General features: G+C 70.2%; 22 protein-coding genes and 1 tRNA gene. 12 read left to right on the plus strand and 11 right to left on the minus strand.

Features of this window, described 5'->3' with window-relative positions; genetic code table 11:
- Positions 1-29 precede the first annotated feature (29 nt).
- Complete coding sequence (gene yaaA / locus FJQ56_RS01765; protein WP_140007484.1) at positions 30-809, plus strand: peroxide stress protein YaaA; 780 nt, start codon at positions 30-32, stop codon at positions 807-809.
- On the opposite strand, the gene FJQ56_RS01770 is transcribed toward yaaA, so the two are convergent.
- The 4 genes from FJQ56_RS01770 to FJQ56_RS01785 are packed head-to-tail and all read right to left on the minus strand — an operon-like array spanning position 796 to position 4,741.
- On the minus strand, positions 796-2,064 hold the full coding sequence (locus FJQ56_RS01770; RefSeq protein ID WP_140007485.1) for a phosphotransferase family protein: 1,269 nt from the start codon (positions 2,062-2,064) through the stop codon (positions 796-798). The genes yaaA and FJQ56_RS01770 overlap by 14 nt on opposite strands.
- Positions 2,065-2,080: 16 nt before the next feature.
- On the minus strand, positions 2,081-2,827 hold the full coding sequence (locus FJQ56_RS01775) for a histidine phosphatase family protein (protein WP_170215209.1): 747 nt from the start codon (positions 2,825-2,827) through the stop codon (positions 2,081-2,083).
- Between the two features lie 2 nt (positions 2,828-2,829).
- Positions 2,830-3,573 (minus strand): zinc ribbon domain-containing protein, encoded by a 744-nt coding sequence (locus tag FJQ56_RS01780; protein ID WP_246083941.1) that lies wholly within the window; start codon positions 3,571-3,573, stop codon positions 2,830-2,832.
- Between the two features lie 40 nt (positions 3,574-3,613).
- Positions 3,614-4,741 (minus strand): Nif3-like dinuclear metal center hexameric protein, encoded by a 1,128-nt coding sequence (locus FJQ56_RS01785; protein ID WP_140007487.1) that lies wholly within the window; start codon positions 4,739-4,741, stop codon positions 3,614-3,616.
- Between the two features lie 38 nt (positions 4,742-4,779).
- Here FJQ56_RS01785 and FJQ56_RS01790 point away from each other — a divergent pair, with 38 nt between their 5' ends.
- Positions 4,780-5,106: a zinc-ribbon domain-containing protein gene (locus FJQ56_RS01790; protein ID WP_140007488.1), complete on the plus strand. Its 327-nt coding sequence runs from the start codon at positions 4,780-4,782 to the stop codon at positions 5,104-5,106.
- A gap of 145 nt (positions 5,107-5,251) precedes the next feature.
- Here the strand turns inward: FJQ56_RS01790 and FJQ56_RS01795 are convergent, their stop codons facing one another.
- Positions 5,252-6,820, minus strand: a complete 1,569-nt coding sequence (locus FJQ56_RS01795) for an AMP-binding protein (RefSeq protein ID WP_140007489.1) — start codon at positions 6,818-6,820, stop codon at positions 5,252-5,254.
- A gap of 130 nt (positions 6,821-6,950) precedes the next feature.
- Here FJQ56_RS01795 and FJQ56_RS01800 point away from each other — a divergent pair, with 130 nt between their 5' ends.
- The 4 genes from FJQ56_RS01800 to FJQ56_RS01815 all read left to right on the plus strand — a co-directional run bounded on the left by FJQ56_RS01800 (position 6,951) and on the right by FJQ56_RS01815 (position 9,676).
- A complete protein-coding gene (locus FJQ56_RS01800; protein ID WP_140007490.1) occupies positions 6,951-7,388 on the plus strand; it encodes a hypothetical protein in 438 nt (145 codons plus the stop codon).
- Between the two features lie 46 nt (positions 7,389-7,434).
- Positions 7,435-8,850, plus strand: a complete 1,416-nt coding sequence (locus FJQ56_RS01805) for a sensor histidine kinase (RefSeq protein WP_246083942.1) — start codon at positions 7,435-7,437, stop codon at positions 8,848-8,850.
- A gap of 3 nt (positions 8,851-8,853) precedes the next feature.
- Positions 8,854-9,552, plus strand: a complete 699-nt coding sequence (locus tag FJQ56_RS01810) for a response regulator transcription factor (RefSeq protein WP_140007492.1) — start codon at positions 8,854-8,856, stop codon at positions 9,550-9,552.
- 49 nt (positions 9,553-9,601) lie between these two features.
- A tRNA-Val gene (locus tag FJQ56_RS01815) sits at positions 9,602-9,676 on the plus strand.
- A gap of 124 nt (positions 9,677-9,800) precedes the next feature.
- Here the strand turns inward: FJQ56_RS01815 and FJQ56_RS01820 are convergent.
- The gene (locus FJQ56_RS01820; RefSeq protein ID WP_140007493.1) at positions 9,801-10,187 is read right to left on the minus strand and encodes a hypothetical protein; all 387 of its coding nucleotides are present in this window, start codon (positions 10,185-10,187) and stop codon (positions 9,801-9,803) included.
- 285 nt (positions 10,188-10,472) lie between these two features.
- Positions 10,473-10,808 carry a histone-like nucleoid-structuring protein Lsr2 gene (locus FJQ56_RS01825; protein ID WP_140007494.1) on the minus strand — a complete coding sequence of 112 codons (336 nt, stop codon included), beginning with the start codon at positions 10,806-10,808 and terminating at the stop codon, positions 10,473-10,475.
- 238 nt (positions 10,809-11,046) lie between these two features.
- Here FJQ56_RS01825 and FJQ56_RS01830 point away from each other — a divergent pair, with 238 nt between their 5' ends.
- Positions 11,047-11,616, plus strand: coding sequence for a hypothetical protein (locus tag FJQ56_RS01830; RefSeq protein ID WP_140007495.1), 570 nt, complete (start codon positions 11,047-11,049; stop codon positions 11,614-11,616).
- Between the two features lie 86 nt (positions 11,617-11,702).
- On the opposite strand, the gene FJQ56_RS01835 is transcribed toward FJQ56_RS01830, so the two are convergent.
- From FJQ56_RS01835 to FJQ56_RS01845, 3 genes are read right to left on the minus strand one after another with little or no spacing between them, the layout of a single operon-like run.
- Positions 11,703-12,521, minus strand: coding sequence for a hypothetical protein (locus FJQ56_RS01835; RefSeq protein ID WP_140007496.1), 819 nt, complete (start codon positions 12,519-12,521; stop codon positions 11,703-11,705).
- Positions 12,521-13,027, minus strand: coding sequence for a hypothetical protein (locus FJQ56_RS01840; RefSeq protein WP_140007497.1), 507 nt, complete (start codon positions 13,025-13,027; stop codon positions 12,521-12,523). Before FJQ56_RS01840 ends, FJQ56_RS01835 begins: the two co-directional genes overlap by 1 nt.
- A gap of 14 nt (positions 13,028-13,041) precedes the next feature.
- Positions 13,042-13,380, minus strand: coding sequence for a hypothetical protein (locus FJQ56_RS01845; protein ID WP_140007498.1), 339 nt, complete (start codon positions 13,378-13,380; stop codon positions 13,042-13,044).
- Positions 13,381-13,973: 593 nt separating this feature from the next.
- Between FJQ56_RS01845 and FJQ56_RS01850 the strand changes: the two genes are divergently transcribed.
- The 5 genes from FJQ56_RS01850 (at position 13,974) to FJQ56_RS01870 (ending at position 17,778) form a co-directional block, all read left to right on the plus strand.
- Positions 13,974-14,420, plus strand: coding sequence for a ClpX C4-type zinc finger protein (locus FJQ56_RS01850; protein WP_211350725.1), 447 nt, complete (start codon positions 13,974-13,976; stop codon positions 14,418-14,420).
- A gap of 120 nt (positions 14,421-14,540) precedes the next feature.
- Positions 14,541-14,882 (plus strand): DUF2784 domain-containing protein, encoded by a 342-nt coding sequence (locus tag FJQ56_RS01855; protein WP_140007499.1) that lies wholly within the window; start codon positions 14,541-14,543, stop codon positions 14,880-14,882.
- A gap of 81 nt (positions 14,883-14,963) precedes the next feature.
- Complete coding sequence (locus FJQ56_RS01860) at positions 14,964-15,806, plus strand: retropepsin-like aspartic protease (protein WP_140007500.1); 843 nt, start codon at positions 14,964-14,966, stop codon at positions 15,804-15,806.
- Positions 15,807-15,925: 119 nt separating this feature from the next.
- Positions 15,926-16,864, plus strand: a complete 939-nt coding sequence (locus FJQ56_RS01865) for a DMT family transporter (RefSeq protein WP_140007501.1) — start codon at positions 15,926-15,928, stop codon at positions 16,862-16,864.
- An 80-nt stretch (positions 16,865-16,944) separates the two neighbouring features.
- Positions 16,945-17,778 carry a carbon-nitrogen hydrolase family protein gene (locus FJQ56_RS01870; RefSeq protein WP_211350726.1) on the plus strand — a complete coding sequence of 278 codons (834 nt, stop codon included), beginning with the start codon at positions 16,945-16,947 and terminating at the stop codon, positions 17,776-17,778.
- A gap of 25 nt (positions 17,779-17,803) precedes the next feature.
- Here FJQ56_RS01870 and FJQ56_RS21955 read toward each other — a convergent pair whose 3' ends face one another.
- The gene (locus tag FJQ56_RS21955) at positions 17,804-18,106 is read right to left on the minus strand and encodes a DUF3467 domain-containing protein (RefSeq protein ID WP_170215224.1); all 303 of its coding nucleotides are present in this window, start codon (positions 18,104-18,106) and stop codon (positions 17,804-17,806) included.
- Positions 18,107-18,157 lie beyond the last annotated feature (51 nt).

Genomic DNA, 18,157 nt, shown 5'->3' on the forward strand with positions numbered 1-18,157 from the left:
AGCGCCGTGCCGCAGCCCGGGATCGAGACATGCTGATCCTCCTGCCGCCCAGTGAGGGCAAGGCCGCGCCGCGGCGCGGCAAGCCGCTCGACCTCACCGCCCTGTCGTCGCCAGGCCTGACCGAGGCCCGCACCCGGGTCCTCGACGCGCTCGTCGCCCTCTGCGAGGGCGACCCGGAGGTGGCCGCCAGGACCCTCGACGTGCCGAGGTCGCAGCTCGACCTCGTCGCGCTCAACGCCCGGGCCGCGTCGGCCCCGACCGCGCGCGCCGACGCCGTCTACACCGGCGTCCTGTACGACCACCTCGCCCTCCCCACGCTGACGCCGGCCGCCAAGCGACGCGCCACCACGCGGGTCGCGGTCAGCTCGAGCCTGTTCGGCCTGCTCCGTCCGGGTGACCGGATCCCGGCGTACCGCCTGTCCGGCGACGCCACGCTGCCCGGACTCGGGCCCGTCGCAGGGGTCTGGCGCGACGCGCTCGGGCCGGCGGTCCACGACGCGCTCGGCCGCGGGCTGCTGGTCGACCTGCGCTCCGCGATGTACGCCGCCTTCTGGCGTCCGCCGGCCGGGCTCGCGAGCCGCGTGGCCACCGTGCGGGTGCTGCACGAGGTCGACGGCCGACGGTCCGTGGTGAGTCACTTCAACAAGGCCACCAAGGGCCGCATCGTGCGTGCGGTCCTCGAGGACGGCCGCGACCCGCGCACCCCCGCTGCGCTGGCCGCCCTGCTCACCGACCTCGGCTGGACCGTCGAGGTCGGGCCGGTCACGACCAAGGGCACCCAGCTCGACGTCGTCGTCACGCAGGTCTGAGCGAGACCAGCCGGTCGAGGAGCTCGACGCTGATGCCGGCCAGCTCCCAGCGCGCCCAGGCCGGCTGTGCGCGGTAGATCCCCTCGTAGGACACGAGCGTGAACACCCGGTCGCCCACCTCCGCGAGGTCCCAGGCCCGGTCGAGGTCGACGTCCGGGTAGGCCTGGCGCCACACGTCGAGGTAGGCCCCGCGCACCACGACCGCCACCGTCTCGCCCAGGTGGTGCCCGACACTGGAGGCGAGGTGGCGGGCGTCGAGGAACGGGTGGGCGAGACAGGCGTCGGTCCAGTCGAAGAGCAGCGGGACCGCGTCGCGCCACGTCACGTTGCCGAGGTGCAGGTCGCCGTGGACCAGGGTGAGCGGGAGCCCGAGCCCGTGCAGCTCGGCGACCCGGTCGGCCCACCACGGCTCGGCGTCGGCCGCGGCCCTGCGCTGCTCGTCGGTCATGGTCGGACGCTCGACGCCGTCGGCGACGACCCGACGCAGTCCGGCCACGGTAGGAGCGAGTCCGCGGTCGGGTGCGCCCGCAGCGACGAGCGCCGGCAGGTGGGCGAGCGAGGCGAGCTGGAGTCGGGCATGGGCGGCGGCGACGTCGGCGACCTGCTGGGCGGTGGGGTCGTCCTCGGACTCGGGGAACGCCTCGAGCAGCATCCAGGCGCGCGACGCGTCGAGGGCGAGGACCCCCGGCACGGTCACGGGGTCGATCGTCGCGATCGCGGCGGTCAGGGTCGGCTCGGCCCGGAACGCCGCGCCGGTCGCCTTGAACCACACGTCGGTGCCGTCGCCGACCGGGTAGCGCACGACGGCCGACAGGCTCCAGACCTTCACCAGCTCCCGTGGTCCGCTGCGCACGCGGCCGAGCCCCTCGAGCGCACGCTCGACCCAGGCGTCCACCTCGTCGATCCAGCCCGCGACGAACCACGGCTCGCGCCCGTCGTCGGGAACCACCCCGGTGCGCAGCTCGGCGACCCGCGCGGCCAGCGTGGCCGGCGCCTCCACCTCGGCCACCGGGAGCCATCGCGTGCCGTCGCCCGTCGGTCCGCCCGACCAGGCGAGGACGTCGAGCACGGTGCCGTCGGGCTCGCGCACCGGCGGGGCGGCCAGGACGGCTCCGGGGTCACCGACCGCCGCCACGAGGGCCGGGTGGGCGGGCCACTCGTCGTCCAGCGTCGGAAGGTGCCCCTGGGCGTCGACCAGGACGCGCTCGCCGGACACGTCGAGCAGCGCGGCGAGATGGCGTCGGGTGACGGGCACGGGTCGGAGGCCGGATCTACCAGGTCGCGGCGACGAACGCGTCGCGCGCCGGCGGCAGGGCGTTGTAGAGCCGCAGCGACGCGCGGCCGTCGTCGAACCACGACAGCACCGTCACCGAGGCCGGCGTGAGCTCCATCTTGTAGACCGCCTCGAGCGGGGCGTCGAGCGCGTGCGCGACCAGGGTCTTGATGGGGGTCACGTGGCTGACGACGACCACGGTGCCGCCGGCGTGCTCGGTCAGCACCCGGTCGAGCCCGGCGAGCACCCGCGTCTGCACGGTGCGGAACGACTCGCCACCGATCGGAGCGACGTCGAGCGAGCCGAGCCAGGCGGACAGCTCGTCGCCGTGCTGCTCGCCCACCTCGGCGAAGGTCAGGCCGTCCCAGTGTCCGAACTCCATCTCGGCGAAGCCGGGCTCCTCGACGACCTCGACCCCGATCGCGGCGCCGATGATCTCGGCCGACTCGCGCGTGCGGCGTACGGGCGAGGCCACGACGGCGTCGACCCGCTCGGCGAGCGGCTGGAGCCAGTCGCCGACGGCGGCGATCTGCTCGCGGCCCTCGTCGCTCAGCGGCGGGTTGTCGCCGCCGAGCCCGCCGGAGAAGCGCTTGGCCGACGTGTGGGTGGTGACCCCGTGGCGGACGACGACCAGCGTCGTCGTCGACCCGGCCCCGCCCCAGCCACGTGCGGGCGGCTTCTCGACCTCGGCGATGACCGAGTCAGAGGTGTCGGAGGTGTGGGCGGAGCCTGTCGGCCCGGCCACCGTCAGACGCCCGACTCGGCGGTGCGCACGAGGATCCGCTGACACTCCTCGCAGCGCACCACGGTGTCGGCGGGCGTGGCCCGGATGACGCCGATCTCGGCGGGGTCGATGGCCATCTGGCACCCCGTGCACCGGCGCTGCAGCATCTCGGCGGCACCGACGCCGTTCTTGGTGGCGCGCAGCTTGTCGTAGAGCGCGACCAGGTCGGCGGGCAGACCCTCGGCGGCCTGCTCGCGCTCGGCGACGAGGCGGTGGAGCTCGTGGTCGATCACCGCGGACTTCTCGTCACGCTGCACCGCCAGCTCGGCCAGCCGCTCGTCGGAGGCGGCCAGGCGCTGCTGCAGCTCGGCGAGGACGGCCTGCGCCTCCTCGAGCTGCTCCATGATCTCGAGCTCCTCGTCCTCGAGGGTGCCGATGCGACGCTCGAGCGACTCGAGCTCGCGCTGCATCCGCTCGAGGTCCTTGGGGTTGCTGATCAGGCCCTGGGCCATCCGGTCGGTGTCGCGCGCACGCCGGGCCCTGACCTGCTCGACGTCGACGTCGGCCTTGCGCTGCGCGGCCGTGAGGTCGTCGACGACGACCTGCTGGTCGCGACGCTGGTCGTCGACCTCGCGACGGCTGGCCGCGAGGACCTCCATCTCGGCGAGCTCGGGCAACGACCGGCGCTGGTGACGCAGCTGGTCGGCCCGCGCGTCGAGCCGCTGGACCTCGAGGAGCTGACGCTGGGCCTCGACCGGAGCCTTCACGGTGTGGCCTGGAGGAACGGTGGGGCGTACATCGAGTCGGTCACAACCGCATTGTCCACGGATCGGTGACGAGCTCGCTGACCCGGGTCTGCACGCTGTCGCCGAGCTCGGTGCCCAGCCGCGCCGACAGCACCGGGAGCCAGGTCCACTCCGCGGCCCAGTGGGCGACGTCGACCAGGGCCGGGCCGCCCTTCTCGACGAACTCCGCCGTGGGGTGGTGCCGCAGGTCGCTGGTCACGTAGACGTCGGCGTCGGTCCGCAGCACCTCGTCGAGCAGGAAGTCCCCGGCGCCTCCGCACACCGCGACCCGACGCACGCGCCGCTGCGGGTCGCCGGCCACCCGGACGCCGTGGTGGGTCGTCGGCAGCGCCGTGGCGACCACCCCGGCGAACTCCTCCAGGGTCATCGGCGTGATCGTCCCGATCCGGCCGCTGCCGGTCACCGCGGCACGGGTGTCGATACCGGGCGCGACCTCGACGACGTCGTACGCCGGCTCCTCGTAGGGATGCGCCGCGCGCAGCGCCGCGACGACGGCGCGGCGCCGGTCGCGGGGCAGCACGACCTCGATACGCGTCTCGTCGACCTCGGCGATCTCGCCGACCGTGCCGATCGTCGGGTCGGCCCCCTCGAGCGGACGGAAGCGGCCCTGCCCGCGGGAGGAGAAGGACGCGAAGTCGTAGTCGCCGATCGCGCCGGCCCCGGCCTCGGCGAGGGCCGCCCGGACGACGGCGGCCGCGTCGAGCGGGACGTAGACCGTGAGCTTGTCGACCCGCTGGCCCTCCCCCGGCACGATCGGCGCCTGGTCGGCGAGTCCCAGCGCGGTGGCCAGCGACTCCGAGACACCACCGACCGCGTGGTCGGCGTTGGTGTGGGCGGTCAGCAGCGCACAGCCGGCCTCGACGAGGGTCGCCAGGGTGCGGCCCTTGGGGGTGGTCGCGGCGAAGCCGTGGACCCCCTTGAGGAACAGCGGGTGGTGGACGACCAGCAGGTCCGCACCCCAGTCGGCCGCCTCGGCCGCCACCTCGGCGGTGACGTCGACGGCGAGCATGACCTTGCGCACGTCGTGCTCGGGGTTGCCCCACACGAGCCCGACGGCGTCCCAGGACTCGGCCGTGTGCGGGGGGTACCAGGCGTGGAGGAGATCGGTGACGTCTTGCAGGCGGGGCACCGGATCACCCTAGAGGCAGCTGTGCCTACGCTTCCCGCATGCTTCTCATCTGGGGCTTCAAGTCCTACGTCACCCTCCTCGCCTCCGGCAACCTGGTCTGCGCTCGCTGCGGCAACCCGGCGGCCCACCGGCTGCACCAGCTGCGGAAGAAGTTCACGTTCTTCTGGATCCCGCTGTTCGCGACCTCCACCAGGTTCTTCCTCGACTGCACGTTCTGCGGCCAGCAGACCAAGCTGACCAAGGAGGAGGCCGACCAGTGCGCCGAGCGTCTCAACGCCGCGCACCCGGCACCCCAGCAGCAGCCGCTGCCGTCGTACGAGCAGCAGCCGCTGCCGTCGTACGAGCAGCAGCCGCCCCAGGCCTGACCGCCCGACCCGCCTCGACGCCGGTCGAGGAGGTTGCGCTAGCAACCGTCTCGAGACCATCCGACCGCCACCGCGCGGTCAGACTGGGCGGATCCTGCGGTCGCGTGGTCTCGAGACAGGCGCGGGCACCTTCCTCGACCACCGGTCAGTTGATCTGGCGGTCGCGACCCTCCCAGTACGGCGCCCGCAGCTTGAACTTCTGCAGCTTGCCGGTGGCGGTGCGGGCGAGCTCGTCGCGGAACTCGATCGACGTCGGCGCCTTGTAGCCGGCCGCCTTGTCCTTGCACCAGGCGATCAGGTCGGCCTCGGTGGCCTCCTCGCCCGGAGCCAGCACGACCAGGGCCTTGATGGTCTCGCCCCACTTCTCGTCGGGCACGCCGATCACGGCGACCTCGGCGACGGCGGGGTGGGAGAACAGCACGTCCTCGACCTCGATCGAGGAGACGTTCTCGCCGCCGGTGATGATGACGTCCTTCTTGCGGTCCTGGATGGTGACGTAGCCGTCGTCGCCGATGACCGCCCCGTCGCCGGTGTGGAACCAGCCGCCGGCCAGGGCCCGGGCCGACTCCTCCGGCTGCTCCCAGTAGCCCTCGAGCACCACGTTGGACCGGGCCAGCAGCTCTCCCCCCGCCGTGGGCTCGCCGTCGGCGTCGGTCGACCCGTCCGACACCGACAGCCGTACGCCGAGCGCGGGCGCCCCCGCACGGGTCAGCTTTTGGGCTCGCTCCTCGGGGCTCAGGTCGTCCCACTCCGCGCGCGAGCGGTTGACGGTGAGCAGCGGCGAGGTCTCGGTGAGCCCGTAGATCTGGATGAACTCCCAACCGAGCTCGGCCTCGACCCGGGCGACGGTCTTGGTCGGCGGCGGCGCCCCGGCCATGATGATGCGCACGGTGTCGCGCCCCGGGATCTCCCCCTCCCAGGACTGGGCGGCCTCCAGCACCGCGGCCGCCACGGCGGGAGCCGCGCACATCACGGTCACCCCGTGGTCGCGGACCCGGCGCAGGATCTCCGCGCCGTCGACCTTGCGCAGCACGACGTGCTTGACGCCGAGCCCGGTCATCGCGAAGGGCATCCCCCAGCCGTTGGCGTGGAACATCGGCAGCGTGTGGAGGTAGACGTCGCGGTCGGTGACCCCGGCGTGCAGCGCGAAGGTGACCGCGTTGGTCCAGATGTTGCGGTGGGTGATCTGCACGCCCTTGGGCCGCGCGGTCGTGCCCGAGGTGTAGTTGATCGTCGCTGTGGCGTTCTCGTCGGGCTCCCACGGGCGCGGCTGAGCGTCCTCGCCGTCGGCGAACAGGTCCTCGTCGTCACCGAGCACGAACCGGTGCTCGGCGCCCACGTCGGCCAGGACCTCGTCGAGCTCGGGGTCGACGTAGAGGACCCGGGCGCCGGAGTGCTCGACGATGTAGCGGACCTCGTCGGGCCGCAACCGGAAGTTGACCGGCACCAGGACCCGCCCCGAGGCCACCACCCCGAAGAACGACGTCAGCAGCCGAGCGCTGTTGTGGCTCACGACCGCCACGCGGTCACCCACCTCGATGCCCAGCTCGTCGAGCCGGACGGCCTGACGGCGTGCGAGCCTCCCGAGCTCGGCGTACGAGAGGTCGCCGAGGGAGGACGCCGGTTGGTCGGGCTCGTCCACCACCCCGACGCGCTCGCCGTAGACCTGGACGGCGCGGTCGATGAAGTCGCGGACGGTGAGCGGAACGAGCATGCGGACTCCTGTGATCGAGTCGAGCGGTGACCCGGGTCACTGTAGTGACGACCCTCCACGGCCGACGCCATGAGAGTCCTCTCATCCGTGGCTCACGCCCAGCCCACGATGGGGCAGGATCGTCCTCGACATGACGAAGTGGCAGACCATCCTGATCGCGGCCGTCGTGCTGCCCGTCGCGGGCTTCACGGCCGGCACCGTCATGTCCTCCCAGGCCGACACCCCGCCCGACCGCGGCGACATCGTCGTCCCGGCGGACGCCCCGGGCAGCGACGCTCCCACCTCCCCCGGCTCGGCCCCGACGTCGGCGCCCACCTCCGACCCGACGTCGGACCCGACGTCAGACGACGAGCCGACGTCGTTCACGAGTGTCACGCCCTCGCCCGACAGCTACGACTACGACGACGACCGGGGCGACGACCGGGGCGACGACCGGGGCGACGACCGGGGCGACGACCGGGGCGACGACTCCGGCTCCGGCCGCTCCGGCGGCGACCACTCCGGCGGCGGTCACTCCGGTGGCGACCGCTCGGGGTCCGACTCCGGACACGGGAGCGACGACGACTGACGTCGGTGCCCCCGCGCCCACCCGACCGTCCCGGTCGGGGTTCTCGGTGCGCGTGCGCATCACCGCGACCGTCGCCCTGCTGACCCTGGCCGGCCTGGCCCTGGCCGGCTTGAGCGTCTACGTCATCGAGCAGCGCCGCATCGACGACCGCAGCGTCGAGGGCGCCCAGCAGGAGCTCGACGAGTTCGCCAAGCAGCTCGACCTGCTGACCACGGCCTCCCCCGGAGGTCTGAGAGCCGCACTGGAGACGTTCCTGCAACGCAACGTCCCCGACCCCGACGAGGCCCTCATCGGCTTCGTCGGCACCCAGCCGGCGGTCGGCAACGGCAACGACGCGGCGGAGCTGCAGGACGAGGCCGTGTTCCGCGAGGCCGCCGTCCCCCTCGTCGACTCTGGCGGGACCACCCGCGTCGACCACTCCGAGCGTGGTCCCCTGCTGCTCAGCTCGCAGCCGGCCACCGTCGCCGGCCAGCACGGCGCCCTGGTCGTCGTGACCTACCTCGACGTCGGGCGCTCCGACCTGCGCGACACCATGCGCACCTACGCCGTCGTCGCCGCACTGGCCCTGCTGCTCATCACCGGCGTGGCCTTCAGCCAGGCCGGGCGGCTGCTGCGTCCCCTGCGGGCGCTGCGTACGACGGCCGACGACATCAGCGAGAGCGACCTGTCCCGTCGGCTCCCCACGACCGGCAACGACGACATCACCGCCCTGACCCGTACGTTCAACGGCATGCTCGACCGGCTCGAGACCGCGTTCGTGGCCCAGCGCCAGCTCCTCGACGACGCCGGTCACGAGCTGCGCACCCCGCTGACGATCCTCCAGGGCCACCTCGAGCTGCTCGACACCGACGACGCGGTGGAGGTCGCCGAGACGCGCGACCTGCTGCTCGACGAGGTCGACCGGATGGCGCGGCTCGTCGACGACCTCATCCTGCTGGCCAAGACCGAGCGGCCCGGGTTCCTCGACCTCGCACCGGTCGACGTCGCCGCGCTCACCGAGTCGGTCGCGGCCAAGGCGACCGGGCTCGGCGAGCGCGACTGGTCCGTCGACGGAGTCGCCGACGTCAGCGTGCCTGCCGACCAGCAGCGCATCACCCAGGCGTTGCTCCAGCTGGCCCACAACGCGGTCAAGCACACCCGGCCGGGCGACGCCGTGGCCATCGGCTCGACCCGCGAGGCCGACGCGGTGCTCTGGTGGGTGCGCGACACCGGCCCCGGGGTCCCTCCCGACGACCGGGCGCGCATCTTCGAGCGGTTCGGGCGCGGCAGCGCGGCCGAGGAGCGCCACGCCGACGGGTTCGGCCTGGGGCTGTCCATCGTCACCGCGATCGCCCGCGCCCACGGCGGAGACGCCTGGCTCGACACCGACTACACCGCCGGCGCACGCTTCGTGCTGTCGGTCCCCCTGCCCGCCGGGTGGGCCGAGCCCGCCCGTCCCGTCCCGTCCTACTCGGAGGTCTGACCCGTGGCACGCATCCTCGTCGTCGAGGACGAGGCCCGCATCGCGGCCTTCCTCACCAAAGGACTCCGGGCCGAGGGCCACACCACCACCATCGCCACCGACGGCCGGGCCGGCCTCGACGAGGCGATGAGCGGCGGCCACGACCTGGTCATCCTCGACCTCGGCCTGCCGCTCCTCGACGGCCACGCCGTCCTCGAGCGGCTGCGCGACCAGGGCAGCCGGATCCCGGTCATCGTGCTCACCGCCCGCGACTCGGTCACCGACACGGTCTCCGCGCTCGAGGGCGGGGCCGACGACTACATGCCGAAGCCGTTCCGCTTCGCCGAGCTGCTGGCCCGGGTCCGCCTGCGGCTGCGCCAGCAGTCCCCCGACGCCGGAGCCCCCGGGCAGGAGGCGCTCGAGGCCGGCGGCGTACGCCTCGACCTGCGTTCGCGACGGGCCCTGGTCGACGGCAAGGAGATCGACCTGTCGGCGCGCGAGTTCACCCTGGCCGAGACGTTCATGATCAACGCCGGCAACGTCCTGTCGCGCGAGCAGCTGCTCGACCACGTCTGGGGCCTCGACTTCGACCCGGGCTCCAACGTGGTCGACGTCTACGTCGGCTACCTCCGCAAGAAGTTCGGCGCCCACACCATCGCGACCGTGCGTGGCATGGGCTACCGGTTCGTGGCGAGCGCCCCCGCCGCCGCACGCCCGGACTAGCCGGAGCGGGCCGGGGCCCGGCGACGGTAAGGTGTCCTCCGGTCATCACGGGCGTGTAGCTCAGCGGTAGAGCCCCTCGCTTACAACGAGGTGGTCGGGGGTTCGATCCCCTCCGCGCCCACCAGACGTGTTTCGGTCGACCCGCCGACCAGCGGATGACCGGTGGTTCATCGTTCCCAGAGCGCGCTGCCCTGGGCATCCCGGCCGTCCAGCGAAGCCGAGTCCGGCCAGGGCTCGAAGCTCCCGGGTCAGTACTGGAACGGGCCTACGACATCAGACACCACGGTGCCGCCAGTCCCGGAGAAGGTCACCCGCAGATATCCCGAATAGTTGTCCACCGAGGCGGGCAGGTTCCGACACGTCTCCGAGTTGTCGCCGCCGTTGTCCGCGACGTCGATCTGTCCGGTGGCCGGCGTGGTGATGGACGCGTAGGCCGTGGCGCCGTTGACAGCGTTGAAGGCCTTCGCGCAGAGCTGGTTGGCCCCGTCGTTGTAGTCCGCGCGGGCCTTGAGGGCTCCGTTGACGGAGACCTGTGCCGTACGGGAGTCGGCCGCGGCGGGCAACGCGGCCGCCAGGACGAGGCTGCTAGCGACCGCTGACAGGGCAAATACGCTTTTCGAGGTGTGGGAGAACATCGCCTGGCTCCTTCGTCGGCACCACCCGACTGGCAGTGACTCCCTCCACCATAGACATGAAACGGCAAGATTGAACAGGTTTCGATTGCCCGATATTGGCAACGCGTTTCCTATTTGATCGAACGGAGATGACTCGTCGCGAAGCGACGAACAGGGGAAGCGCCTCGCGGGCTCCGACACGTCGAGCCGGCACACAGAAACGTCGCCCCATCTCCAGCACGCAGCTTCGGAGACGGGGCGACGCTATTCGACGCTATTCAGCGCGTTGACGGCACCACGCCGGACCTAGTGGACGGCGTCGTACGCCTCTCGCACCGCCGCAGGGATCCGGCCGCGCTCGGGCACGTCGTGCCCGTTGGACTGGGCCCACGCTCGGACCTCGGCAGCCGACGGCCCAGAACCAGAAGGAGCCTTCTTCTTGCCGGTGCTTGACTTGGTGACCTTCGTAGCCACGCTGAGGTACTTCTCGAGCGAGTTGTAGAACTTCTCTGCCTCGCCAGCGGTCAGGTCGATCGTGTAGTCAGTGCCGTCCCAACCGAACGAGACGGTCGGCTGATCGCTGTCGACAATCTCCTTGCCGGACAGGTCGGAGACATAGGTAATGGTGGTGTTCTGTGCCATGCACATAATGAAAGCACATCTCCTCGCAGCTGGTTATCGCAGGTCGGCCGACGGTGATTGGATACCCGCCCGGGCCGCGACCCCACAGGGTTAGGCCAGAGCTGAGTCAGGGGCTTACGACGTGATACTCCTGAGCATGATTTGCTTTGACAAGTTTCATATTGATCGCTCTTGTCACCCACGAGGTCGTGTGGAAGCCTGACGCCATCTCGGGCTCCTTCCACGATTGGACGACGCCATGTCGATCTCCGCGATGACGACCCTGAGCCTGGTGCGAGACACCAGGAACCCGATGAAGTCCGACATCGGCGCGCAGCCGCCCGCCGGCCCCCAGGCTCCGTCGGATCCACCGGGAGACGGAGGAAAGAAGCCCTCGCTCCCCGAGCTGCTCGCCAAAAGCCTGCCGACGGAGATCATCGTCCCCTACACGGCATTCATCGCAGTCCTTGCCCAACTCACGAAGCCCACTGCTGACGACCCCCACCCCGACCAATTGCTGCTCTACCGCTGGCTTGGGTTTGCGGTGCTGGTGGGTGGCACGGCAGCTCTCAGCTACGTCTCGTACCGCAAGAAGGCGACTGCTGCGAAGCAGCCCAGCCAAGCCAAGGACATCGGCTCGCCGCTGGTCGAGGCGTCCGCCTTGACCGTGTCAGCGATCGCGTGGGGGCTGTCGATTCCCGAGTCGCCTCTCCTGACCAAGCTGGATGGCGTCGAAGGCGTGGTCTCGCTCGCGCTGGTCTCCCTGGTCGCCCTGGTGATCAACGCAGTCTTGGCGAAGACGATGACGACGGCGAAGAGTGGGGGCTGACGGCAGATCGGATCTGGTCCGGTCGAGCACGCGGCGCGTCGTCAGGCGTCGCGGGTTCGGTCGGCCGGCCCGCCACGTCCAGCTGATCAGTGAATGAGCTGCGAGCAGTAGTAGATGGCCGGGTACGTCGCCAAGAACGCCCACAAGAACGTGTTGAGACCCATGCAGATGGCAATGCCGACATGCATCAGGGCGCCAGCGATGAAGAAGGCGATCGCCGTAGGGCCACCGACCAGGGCCGCCGCGAGAAACGTGCACTCGAACGCCACGACTCCCCAGGTGAGGAGCTGTCCCAGTAGGGGCTTCGCGGCCAGCAACGCGGCCACATCGCGACGTCCGTAGGTCGAGGTGTTCACGATGGCCCCGACAGCTTCGCCACGGCGCCACGTGGGTGAGACCGCCTTGGCCACACCGGACGCGAGATAGGACAGGCACGATTGTGCGGCGATGAACGCGATCGCCGCAGTGCCGGCGAAGGAGCCGACCGGGCTCCATGCGTAGACGGCCGTGGCGGTGACGATGATGAGCGACATCTGGTCGGAACCGTCGAGCCCGTAGGAATGACGAAAGCTCACCGCGAGGGACGTCAGCAGCAAGAGAGCCGCTCCGACGGGCGGGATCGAGCCGTCGACGACGACGGCACACGCCACCCAGGCCGCTGACAGCAGTCTCAACCCGAGCAAGAACCAGACTCCTGGCGTATCCAGGAGCCGGTTGCCGATCCGCCACACCAGTGGTCGACGAACCAGGAATTGCCTCTCGCCAGCGATCGCCCACGAGTAGAGCCCGCCTGCGGCGTACGACCGATAGGTGGTCAAGAACTCCAGGCTGGCGACACCCACCCCCAGCGATCCCACGAGGGCGGTGAGCTGGAAGGCTTGGTCCAGGGTCAGGTACGAGCTCATCAGGGGAGACCGTGCAGGCCCGAGTGCAGCACGGTCCGCGGTGCTCGTGTGGTGTGAAATCCGAAGGTCTGCAGGACAGCGAACTGAGTGGCTACTGCCTCGCTGGCATGGCCGTCCGCGTTCGACACATAATGCAGCAGGCCGATGTAGGGCAGGCTGAGCTGAAGCGTCTCGGGGTCTGAGCCGAGATTGCGGTAGGTGCGACTCAGGCTTCGCATGAAGTCCGATATCGCTTTCTGTCGGCGCTTTCCCGGATTCCATACACTGACGATCAACCGCCGCTCCCCAGGACTGTTGAGCTCGGACCACGGCGTCAAGCTCCCACCAGGGAGCTGATCGCGGTAGTAGAGGTGGTAGTCGCTGCGCGCCGGGTTGGGTGCGAAGAAGGTCCACCGGGGAATCAGTCCGAAGTAGTCCTTCCGTTTGAGCTTCTTGACAGCCGGCATCTGAAATTGATTGAGCGCCGAGACGATCAACCAGACCGAGAACGTGACGGCGACAGTCACGCTCCAGGCAGCGCTCAACGGCGAACGACTGCTGCTCGCCGGGCCGCGATCAGATCGCTCGCGGTCGGGTTGCTCGGGAGTCCCTGCGCGCTGGCCTTGAGCCTGCCCCGTGCCGTCGGTTGGTCGATGAGCTGCTCGGCCTCCGCCAGGATCGCCGCCTCCGCGATGTCCTCGGTGACTGCCTCGGCTTCGTCCGCAAAGTCGTCGATGTCGTTGCAGTCCTCGCAGCCGTGGAAGTCGTCGTCATTGCCCGGGGAGCTCTCGATGTCGCAATCCGGGCAGGCTTCAGACGCCATCCACACGCTTCCGGGGATGTCCGAGGTCAGTGCCTCGAGCTTGTTGTCAATGGTCATGATGTCTCCTGTGGGGTTGGGCTGAAGCAGACGAGTCTCGTGGTAGGTGGGCAAGAAAACTGGTGTCGTCGAATACGACGTCGATCGGCGGGCCTGACATTGTCCGAGACCGATTCCGATCTCCGGCCGCACCTACGACGTGCTCGAAAGTGACGTATTGAATGCCGTCCCTCCCCATGTGGAATCCTGGTCCATCCGGACGTCAGCTCGATCAGACAGCACCCCGCGGGGGACGACGCCGCCGGGTTTGTCGATGACGTCGAACAGGTGGGAAGCGGAGAAACAGTAGTCATGAAATAGTGCGTCAAACCACGTCAGCAGCACAGGTCTTCTGAACCCGGTCGTGAATCCCCGATATGGCGAACGCGATCGGGCGCCCATGCGGCGGCGCGCGGAGGAGGTCGAGCCAGCTCCACCCTCTTCGGAAATCCGTCGACCGGGCCGGACTTCGGGACGGCGGAGGAACGAACGTGGTGACGCCCATGCCCAAGAACGGCTCGTCACGGCAACGAGTGTATGGCGACATGCTGGCTCCTCGGGATGCCTGCGGACACGTATAGTCAAGCACCGACGATATCAAGAATCACCCAAAAATGTCTTTGCGTGCCAGAGATTTACCGGTTGATCAGATGAGTCGGTCCGCCCGGGGCACGCGTAAGGCCCGCCACCGCTTCGTCGTGAACGGGCCACGACTGCGCGCAGACTCGTGCACCGCAGCACAGGGCCTGGTGCTGCCCTGCGAAGCCGAGAAGTTCATCGCCGGCCCCGGCGTCTACATCTGCAACGAGTGCGTCGAGATCTGCGTGAACATCCTGGCCAGCAGACCCACGACGTCTTTTCCTCCACTCGACGAGAGGAGCGACGACGAGCTCCTCACCGACATGGCCCAGATCGCAGCGTCCCGCGACCAGGTGGAGGAGGCAGTCATCGATCGTGCCCGACGACTACGGGCCCGCGGTGTGACCTGGGCCAGGATCGGCGAGAACCTGGGGATGACTCGTCAGTCGGCGTGGGAACGCTTCTCGACCGACTCGGACTGACCCCCGCACGTGCCGCCGCGCATCGTCGTGCAGACAAGGTGCTCCGTGCCCCGCGACGGCGTCGTACGGGAGAACGGGCGTCGCCACTCGCTCCGGTCGTCGGGCCTCTAGAGTCCGTGGGTGCACAGACTGGTGGCAAGGCTCGCGTGGGCGGTGCACATGCTCTTCGTGGCGTTCGTCGTCTTCGGCGGCTTCCTGGCCTGGCTGGTTCCCTGGGTCCTCATCCCCCACCTCGGCACCGCCGCGTGGGGCGCACGGATGGCGGCGTTCAGGCCCGCCTGTCCCCTGTCGAGGATGGAGAACTGGGGACGCCGCGGCGCGGGCGAGGATCAGCTGGACAAGGCCGGGTTCGTGGCGCACTACTTCGAGAACAGGGTCTACCCGGCACGATGGTCCCGCCGCGTGGAGATCGGCGTCGGGACCCTGGTCCTCGGGTCCTGGATCGGGCTCTCACTGAGGTGACCGGAAGGGGCGGTGCTGGGCGGCGATTCATGTGCGCGTCATGTGGTGGTGCGTCGGGAGGTCGGATCGTAGAGTCTCGACGTGATCGAGCCCGTGCCCTTCGACAGGGTGGGACATCAGGTCCGGATACCCGTGACCGCTGGGCATCTCGAGGGCCGGTTCCTGCTCGACAGCGGGATCGGACTGACCACTGTGTCCACCGACCTGGCCAGACGGCTCGGTCTGGAGCTCACTCGCACGTCGTTCACCGGTCATCGAATGTCGGGTCAAGAGATCACGGTGCCGCTGGCCCGGCTCCCGCGACTGACGGTCGGGGGGCACGTCGTCAGGGACGGTCTCGTCGGCGTGTTCGATCTGGGGCCGACCGAGGGAGAGTCCGGGCTCGACGGCATCCTCGGACTCGATCTCCTGGGTGACGTCGTGGTCCAGGTGGACCCGTCCGCGCGGCTCGTCGAGCTCCAGCCCGACCCACTGCTGGTACACCGCTACGACAACGAGGTGCCGGTCCGGGTCCACCGCGATGGACCGTCGGTAGCCCTCTTCGTCGAGCTGCGGCTGCCCAGCGGTCGCGTCGTCGACGTCGAGGTCGACACCGGCTCGCGCTGCCTGATCCTCGACACGCGGTTCATGTCCGACTGCGGGGTAGGTCCGGACGACGTCACCGAGACGCTGACCGGGACGGACGAGACGGGCCACGACTACTCGCGTTCCTTCGCCACTGTCCGAGGTGCCGTGGGCGTGATCGGCGCGCCATCGGCCGACCAGCCGAGCCCGCGCGTGATGTTCCAGAGCATCGTCCACGACGGTCTGCTCGGCTCGGACTTCCTCGACCGGTTCGTTCACGGTTTCGACGTACGTCGCCGTCACCTCATGTTGTCGGCACTCGAACCCCTTCGGAGTGCGCCCGGCCGTGCCGCGAGCTGACCCGGAGCGGGGAGGCTCGGCACCGGGGTGCTCTCGACCCGTCCTGGTGTCACTCTGTCGTCGATGCCGGTGGCCGGACGACTGGCGGAGGTGGGACCAGGGGTCGCTAGTTTGATCGCGTGACGACGGCAGCCACTCGAGGCGGCACCCGTCTCGGGCTGCTCCAGGTCTGCACTGCGGGGGTTCTCTGGGGCACCGGTGGCCTCGTCGTGACCGTGCTCAACGACCGTGACGGACTGGGCGCGATGACGGTCAGTGCGTGGCGCATGGCCCTGGCCGCACTGGCGCTGCTCGGATTCGTGGTCGCCACCAGGCGGGCCGCGCTGACCGTCTCCACGATGCGGGCTCACCCCGTGCTCGCGACGTCGGTGGGGGCCGGTACGGCCGTCTATCAGGGGCTCTACTTCGTCTCGGTCCTGCTCGTGGGTGTCAGCATCGCCACCGTGGTCTCGTTGGGACTGGCGCCCATCCTCACGGCGAGTTGGGAGCACCTGGCCTCTCGCACGCTGCCCTCGCTGCGCGAGGTGATGGTCCTGTCCGCCGCGCTGGTCGGCCTCGTGCTCATCAGCGCGACAGCCGGGCCCGGATCGAGCTCTCCAGGTGACAACCCCACCCTCGGACTCGCTCTCGCGGTCATGGCAGGAGCGACCTACGCGGCGACCACGGTGCTCGGCCACAGCCTCGCCCAACGCGTCGACCCCGTTGCACTGACCATGTGCGCCACCGTCGCCGGGACCGTCGTCCTCCTCCCGTTCCTCGTGGTCGCCACCGGAACCGGAGACCAGGTCCTGCCGTCCTCACCGTCGTCGTACGCACTGTTGGTCTATCTCGGGGTGGCGACCATGGCGCTGGCCTACGGGCTGCTCTACGCGGGACTACGGACCACGTCTGGGTCCGCGGCCACCGTCGCCACGCTCGTCGAACCGTTGTCGGCAGCGGTCCTTGCTGCGGTTCTGCTCGACGAGCGGTTGCCCTGGCCCGCCTTGCTGGGCGGGGCCTTGATCTTGATGGCCGTCGTGGCCTTGCGCCCGGCCGAGGAGACCCCTGCTTTGACGTGAGCGGAGCCTCCTGGGCCGTGGCGATCCAGGTCGCAGCCGTCGAGTCCGTCGCGGCTCGGCCGACGATAGGGTCGCGCACCGTGGCCGACACCCTCCGACTGGCGATCGCCCAGCTGCCCGTCACCGGTGACCCACGGCGCAACGGCGCGGCCGTGCGGGAGGCGATGCGCGAGGCGGCCGGCCAGGGCGCTCGGTTGCTGCAGCTGCCCGAGGGTCTGCTGTCGGGCTACGCCCTCAACCCCGTCCAGGACTGGGCCGAGGTCGACTGGGACGTCGTCCGCGACGAGCTCGACTCCATCACCCGGCTCGCCGGTGAGCTACGGCTGTGGGTGGTGCTCGGCTCGGCCCACCCGCTGACGCCGCCGAGGTGGCCGCACAACAGCCTGTACGTCGTGTCCGACGAGGGCGCGGTGGTGACCCGCTACGACAAGCGGTTCGTCTCGCACACCGAGGCCACCCGGTTCTACACAGCCGGGTCGGACCCCGTCACGTTCGAGGTCGACGGCTTCCGGTTCGGCTGCGTGATCTGCGTCGAGATCAACTTCCCCGAGCTCTTCATCGAGTACGCCGGGCTGGGCGTCGACTGCGTGCTGCTGTCGGCGTACCCCGTCGACGCGATCTTCGCGGTCAAGGCCCGGGCGTACGCCGCCCTGCACTGCTCCTGGGTGACCCTGTCGACGCCGTCCGACACGGCGTCGTTCATCGCGTCGTCGGCGTTCGCCCCCAACGGCGACGTGCTGGGCGAGGTGGCCGGCAGCGAGGGCCTGCTCGTCGTCGACCTCGACCGCACCGCACCCGAGCTGCAGGTGGCGCTGACCAAGGCCCGGCCGTGGCGCGCCGCTGTGTCCGCGGACCCGACCTACCGCAGCGGCGCCCCCGACGACGCCCGCAGCGTCGACCGGACCTGCCGGTGACGCCGGTGACGATGCGTCGACCCGGTCAGCCGAGCTTGCGGTCGGGGTTCTCCAGCTCCCACTGACCGAGCTGGGCCTGCAGCGCCTTCATGACCTCCCACACCTGGGCGGCGGGGATCCTGACCCGGGTGACGACCTGCGCGTCGATGCGCGCGACCTGCCCGCCCTCCTCGGTGCGGGTGGGCTGCGCCGGTCGGCTCATCGACACGAAGTCGAGGATGAAGGTCTCGTTGTTGTGCCACACACTGGCGAAGTCGGCGTAGTGGCCCTCGAGCTTCTCGGGCGGGACGGTGATGTTGAAGGCGGGCGTCAACGGCTTCTCGGTCATGGCGCCAGTGTGCCGAGACCGCCAAGAGCGGGTGACGGAGCCCGCACCAGT

It is taken from the genome of Nocardioides plantarum (genome assembly GCF_006346395.1).
GTDB classification, from domain to species: domain Bacteria; phylum Actinomycetota; class Actinomycetes; order Propionibacteriales; family Nocardioidaceae; genus Nocardioides; species Nocardioides plantarum.